The organism is Streptomyces durbertensis (assembly GCF_014156695.1).
GTDB classification, from domain to species: domain Bacteria; phylum Actinomycetota; class Actinomycetes; order Streptomycetales; family Streptomycetaceae; genus Streptomyces; species Streptomyces durbertensis.
Genome location: NZ_WMLF01000414.1, coordinates 1 through 4,906, shown reverse-complemented (window position 1 = coordinate 4,906; position 4,906 = coordinate 1). Strand labels below are relative to the sequence as shown.

3 protein-coding genes are annotated in these 4,906 nt (G+C 74.5%); 2 read left to right on the top strand and 1 reads right to left on the bottom strand.

The annotated features are described in order from the left end of the window. Positions 1-536 precede the first annotated feature (536 nt). Positions 537-1,361: a WG repeat-containing protein gene (locus tag GL263_RS21635; protein WP_182857413.1), complete on the top strand. Its 825-nt coding sequence runs from the start codon at positions 537-539 to the stop codon at positions 1,359-1,361. A gap of 298 nt (positions 1,362-1,659) precedes the next feature. Here GL263_RS21635 and GL263_RS28910 read toward each other — a convergent pair whose 3' ends face one another. Further along, positions 1,660-1,788: a hypothetical protein gene (locus GL263_RS28910; protein WP_267132787.1), complete on the bottom strand. Its 129-nt coding sequence runs from the start codon at positions 1,786-1,788 to the stop codon at positions 1,660-1,662. A 241-nt stretch (positions 1,789-2,029) separates the two neighbouring features. Here GL263_RS28910 and GL263_RS21630 point away from each other — a divergent pair. After that, on the top strand, positions 2,030-4,906 hold a 2,877-nt coding region (locus GL263_RS21630; protein ID WP_323379513.1), incomplete at its 3' end, for a helix-turn-helix transcriptional regulator.

Genomic DNA, 4,906 nt, shown 5'->3' with positions numbered 1-4,906 from the left:
CCCCCGAACCGCTCCCTCCCGCCGGGGCCTTTGCCTCCGGCATGGCAGCACGGCACGTGCCGCGCTGTTTCGAACGACTCACCCCGACGGCAACGGACGTGTCCGCCCTGCCGACTACTGGAAGAACTGGTCATCGCCCCATCGTGCAGGTGGGAGCGACTGCTTGCTTACCGTGGCGCCTGACCTGTGGATAACTCTGGTCGTAGATCGTTGACTGGCGGCCTCGTGGCCCTGAGGGCTGAAGCATGGTCAATCTAGACCATGGCGAGCGGACATGTGGAGAGAACGTGTGATTTTCGTACTAAGGCTTTGCGGTATGTGCGGGAACAGCCGCGGCCTGGTGTTTCGCGGACGCGCGACCGGAGACCCGACGAATTGGAGTGACGCGTGGTGCGGGAGTTACCGGGGTGAATTCAGTACCGGAGTGCGGTACTTCCACGGATCCCTCTGTCAGTGGTGCGTGCAACGCTGACGCGGTACCACTCGACGAGGAGCGCGCACGGCCACCGCGAGGTGGCCACCGAGGAGGCGCAGCGATGACGGACATCGTCTCCCGCTGGCGGGAGTTCGAGGAAACGCTCGGCAAGAACGGGTTCGGCTGGGCGCTGGAGTACGCGCCCGCCGACCTGCGCTGGGCGCGGACGGCGTCCCACCCACACGGAGCCCGGCTGGACCACCTGCTGCCCGCCGACTACCGGACGTTCGTGCAGGAGGTCGGCTACCCGGTGCTCGGCTTCCGCTCCTACGACCGCCGGGGGACGACCTTCCTGCCGCCCGAGGCGATGGCCGTGCTGTCGGTCGAGATCTACGACGAGGAGCACGGCTTCCCGGATCCGGTCGACGGCGCGCCCACCCGGTGCCGTCACGCGTTCTTCGCCGGCTACGACCTGTCCGACCTCGGCGGCTACTCGCTGGCGGCGGACGGGGTCTGGGTGGTCGAGAACGCGGTCGCCGTCGAACACGTGGGCACGTTCACGGAGTGGCTGCTGGGCGAACTGGCCGACGTCGAGCGGCGCGTCGCCGAGCCCGGCTTCCTGGCGGAGACCGACCCCGACGGGGCCGCCGACCCACACCGGCTCCTCGACTACTCGCTCGAACCGGATCTCTCCCGCCCGCCGTACAGCGTGGCGGACCTGGAGCTGCGGTGGGTCGAGGACCAGGCCGACCACCCCTACTCCTACGGTCTCATTGACGGGGAGGGGCGATGGCGCGTCCCCATGGGCCGGCGGTACGAGGAGGTCCGGCCGTTCCGTGACGGGGTCGCCGAGGTGCGGCTGCCGGTGGAAGACGGCTCGTCCGGCGGCCCCTGGACGCGGATCGACACCGGGGGGCGGCCCGTCGACCAGCCGCCCTCGCGGTAGCCGGTCAGTCCTCGTAGCGGGCCCTGTGGGTTGACCGGTCCGCGGCCGTCCGGCCCGGTTCGGTCCGGACGGCCAGGGTGTCGAACGGGTGCCGGGCCAGCCCGGCGGCCAGTCCGGCCACGCCCGCCGGGGGGACGGACCTCGGCTCGAAGAACGGGCCGCCGTCCGAGAGGAGCCACGGCTCGACGTCCTCGGGCCGGTGGATCGTGCCTCCCCGACGCCGACCGTGTACAGCATGAGGGCGTTCCCGCGTCGGCGAGCAGGGACTCGAAGGGGTTGATCGACGCCCGCGGTAGGGTCACCGTCGGGGCCTCGCCCTCCGTGTTGTCCTCCGCGCCCCGTGCCAGTCGACCACCGCGTACCGGTCGGCCACGTACCGGGCGAACCGCTCCGGCGCGAACCGGGCGTACGCCACGTCCTCGCTCATGGCCGACACGCTATGCGCCGGAAGCGGCCGGTTCCGCGCGGTGCGCGGGGATTCCGTCGTTCTACCCAGCCTCCCGGGTCCTCCCCGGCCTCCCGCCGGACCACCGGTGGTCACCGGTGTGACGTTCCGCCTCCCTGTCGGCCAGAATGCGTCGGACGCTGTCACGGTCATGCGTGTCCACCGCCGACGTGACGGCGTACGTTCGGAGGGACACATGGCGGCCGAGGTGCGCGAGGGACGGGTGGGACACACGGAGGGAGTGCCGTTTGTCAGCCGCGCCGTGGAACTCGGCCGACTCGAGACGGCGCTGCGGCACGGCGGGCCCGGCGGCCCGGCGGTCGTCGACCTCGCCGGCGAGGCGGGCATCGGCAAGAGTCGGCTGCTGGCCGAGTTCGGCGCGCTCGCCCGGCGTCACGGGGCGACCGTGCTGTGTGGCCGGGCCAGCGAGTACGAGCGGCACATCCCGTTCCAGCCGTTCTCCGACGCGTTCAGCGACCTCGACGCCCGGACCCTCAGGGTGCTCCCCTCCCTGCGGGACCTTCCCCCGGTGCTGCGAGGCGGGGGCGAGGCGGCGGGGCAGCCGCGGCCCGACGACCGGTTCGGCCTCCACCGCACCACCGCGAACGCGCTGCGCCGCGTCCGAGGCGCACGCCTTGTCGTTGTCCTCGACGACCTGCACTGGGCGGACCCGGCGTCCCTGGAACTCGTCGACCGCCTCGTACGGCATCCCGTCGCCGCGCCCTTCCTGCTTGTCGTCGCCCGCCGCGACCGCCAGGCGCCCGCCGCGCTCACCGCGACGCTGGCCCGGGGCGCCGACACCGGCACGGTGACACGGGTGGTCCTCGGGCCGCTCGGCGAGCGCGACTGCGTCGAGGAACTCGCCCGCGACCTGCCCCGGCGCGCGGCCGCCGAGATGTACGCGGCCAGCGAGGGCAACCCGCTGTACTTCCTGGCCCTGCTCCAGGCCCACCGCACCTCCCGGCCGCCCGCCGCGGGCCACGACCGGGCCCTCGGCGGCGGTGCGCCGGTCGGCCTCGAAGCGCTGCTGCTCGACGAACTCGCCCCGCTGGAACCGCTCGAGCGCGCCGCCGTCGAAGCCGCCGCCGTCCTCGGCGACCACGCCACCGCCGAACTGGTCGCCGCCCTCACCGCCGCACCGCTCACCGACATCGGCCCGGCGCTGGGCCGGACGATGCGCCGCGACCTGGTCCGCGCCCACCAGGACGGGCGCCGCCTCGTCCTGCGCCACCCGCTCATCCGGGCCCTCGTCCACCGGACCACCGAGCCGTGGCGGCGGCAGGACTACCACCGCAGGGCCGCCGTCGAACTGGCCAGGGCCGGCGCGCCGCTCGTCGAGCGGGCCCACCACGTCGAGCTGTCCCTGACCGGGTGGGACCCGGAGGCCGCTGACCTGTTGACCCGGGCCGCAGAGCAGACCGCCGTGACCGCTCCGGCCACCTCGGCCCACTGGCTCGAGGTGATCCTCGACATCCTCCCCGACGCCCCCCGACACCGCGAGCGGCGCCGCGAGCTGATGCTGCTGAGGGCCACCACCCTCGGCACCGCCGGCGCACTCAGGGAGAGCCGCGACCTCTTCCACCAGGTCATCCACCTGCCCGGGCCGGCAGCGGGCCGGCGCACGGACGAGGGCGACGCGTTGCGCACCACCGCCGTCCTGCAGTGCGCCGTCGTCGAGCGCCAACTCGGCCGCTACGCCGAGGCCGACGCCCTGCTGCGCCGCGAACTCGACCGGCGGCCCGGCCCCTCCCCGACCCAGCGGATCGCCCTGGTTGTCGAGTGGTGCTGCCGGGCCCAGTTCGTGGCCCGCTTCCCCGAGGTGCGGGACGAACTCGCCCGCACGCTCGCCGACGCGCGTGCCCTCGGAGACACACTCGGTGAGATCGGGGCCGTGACCCTCGCCGCGATGAGCGAGGCGTACGAGGGCGACACCGCCGCGGCCCGCGAACTCACCCGTACGGCGGCCCGACTGGCGGACGCCCTCACCGACAGCGACCTCACGGAGCTGTGCGAGCCGCTGGTCCGGCTGAGCTGGGCCGAGGTGATGCTCGACGCGTACGCCGACGCCGAGCGCCACACGGTCCGGGGCGCGGCCGTCGCCCGGCGCACCGGACGGCTCTACATGCTCTCCCAGCTCCTGCTCTGCCGGGCCTACGTCCACTTCCTGACCTGCCGCGTCACCTCGGCGATCGAACTGGCCGACGAGGCGGCGACCATCGCCCGGGCCCTGGGCAGCGGCGAGTTCCTCGGCTGCACGCTCGCGCTCCGGGCCCTGTTCCTCGGCCAGGCCCGTCCCCCCGGCCACCCGGAGGTGCTGGAGGACGCCGAGGAGGCCGCCGCCGCGGTCCAGGGCTCCTCCGACAGCTGGTGGTCGACACTCGCGCGTTCCCTCCTCGGCTTCGCCGCGATGGGCGCCGGCGACCCTCACCGCGCCCGGGACGTCCTGTTCGACGCGGGGGGTGGGAAGGACCTGCACCTGCTCCAACCCTCCCTGCTGCCCGAGTACCTGGAACTGCTGGCCGCCGCGTCCCTGGCCGTGGGCGACACCGCCGAGGCCGACCACGCGGCCGGGCGCGCCCTGAAGGAGGCCGAACACATCGACCTGCCGACCCGCAGGGCGGCCGCCCTGCGCGCCCTGGGACGCGTCGAGGCCCACCGCGGGAACCCGGCGGCTGCCGCGCACGCCTTCGCCGAAGCGGCCCAGGAGAGCGCCCGCTGCGGCGCCACCCTCCGCGAGGTGCAGGGCCTGCTGCTCGCCGCCCCGTTCGCCCGGGCGGCCGGCGACGGGGCCAGGGCGGCGGACATGTGGCGCCGCGCCCGCCGCCTCGCCGCCGAAGGCGGAGCGGTGCAGCTGGCCGCCCTCGCCGACCAGCGGGACCCGGAACCGCCGGGCGACCCGGACGGGCCGCAGGCCGCGGCCGACCCGGCCGCCGGGCTCGCCCGACTGACCGCACGGGAGCGGGAGATAGCCGGCCTGGTCGCCGAGGGCCTCACCAACCACGCCGTCGCCTCCCGGCTCTTCCTCAGCCCGCGCACGGTCGAGAGCCACGTCGCCCGCGTCTACCGCAAGACGGGCGTCCCCTCCCGCGCCGCCCTGGCC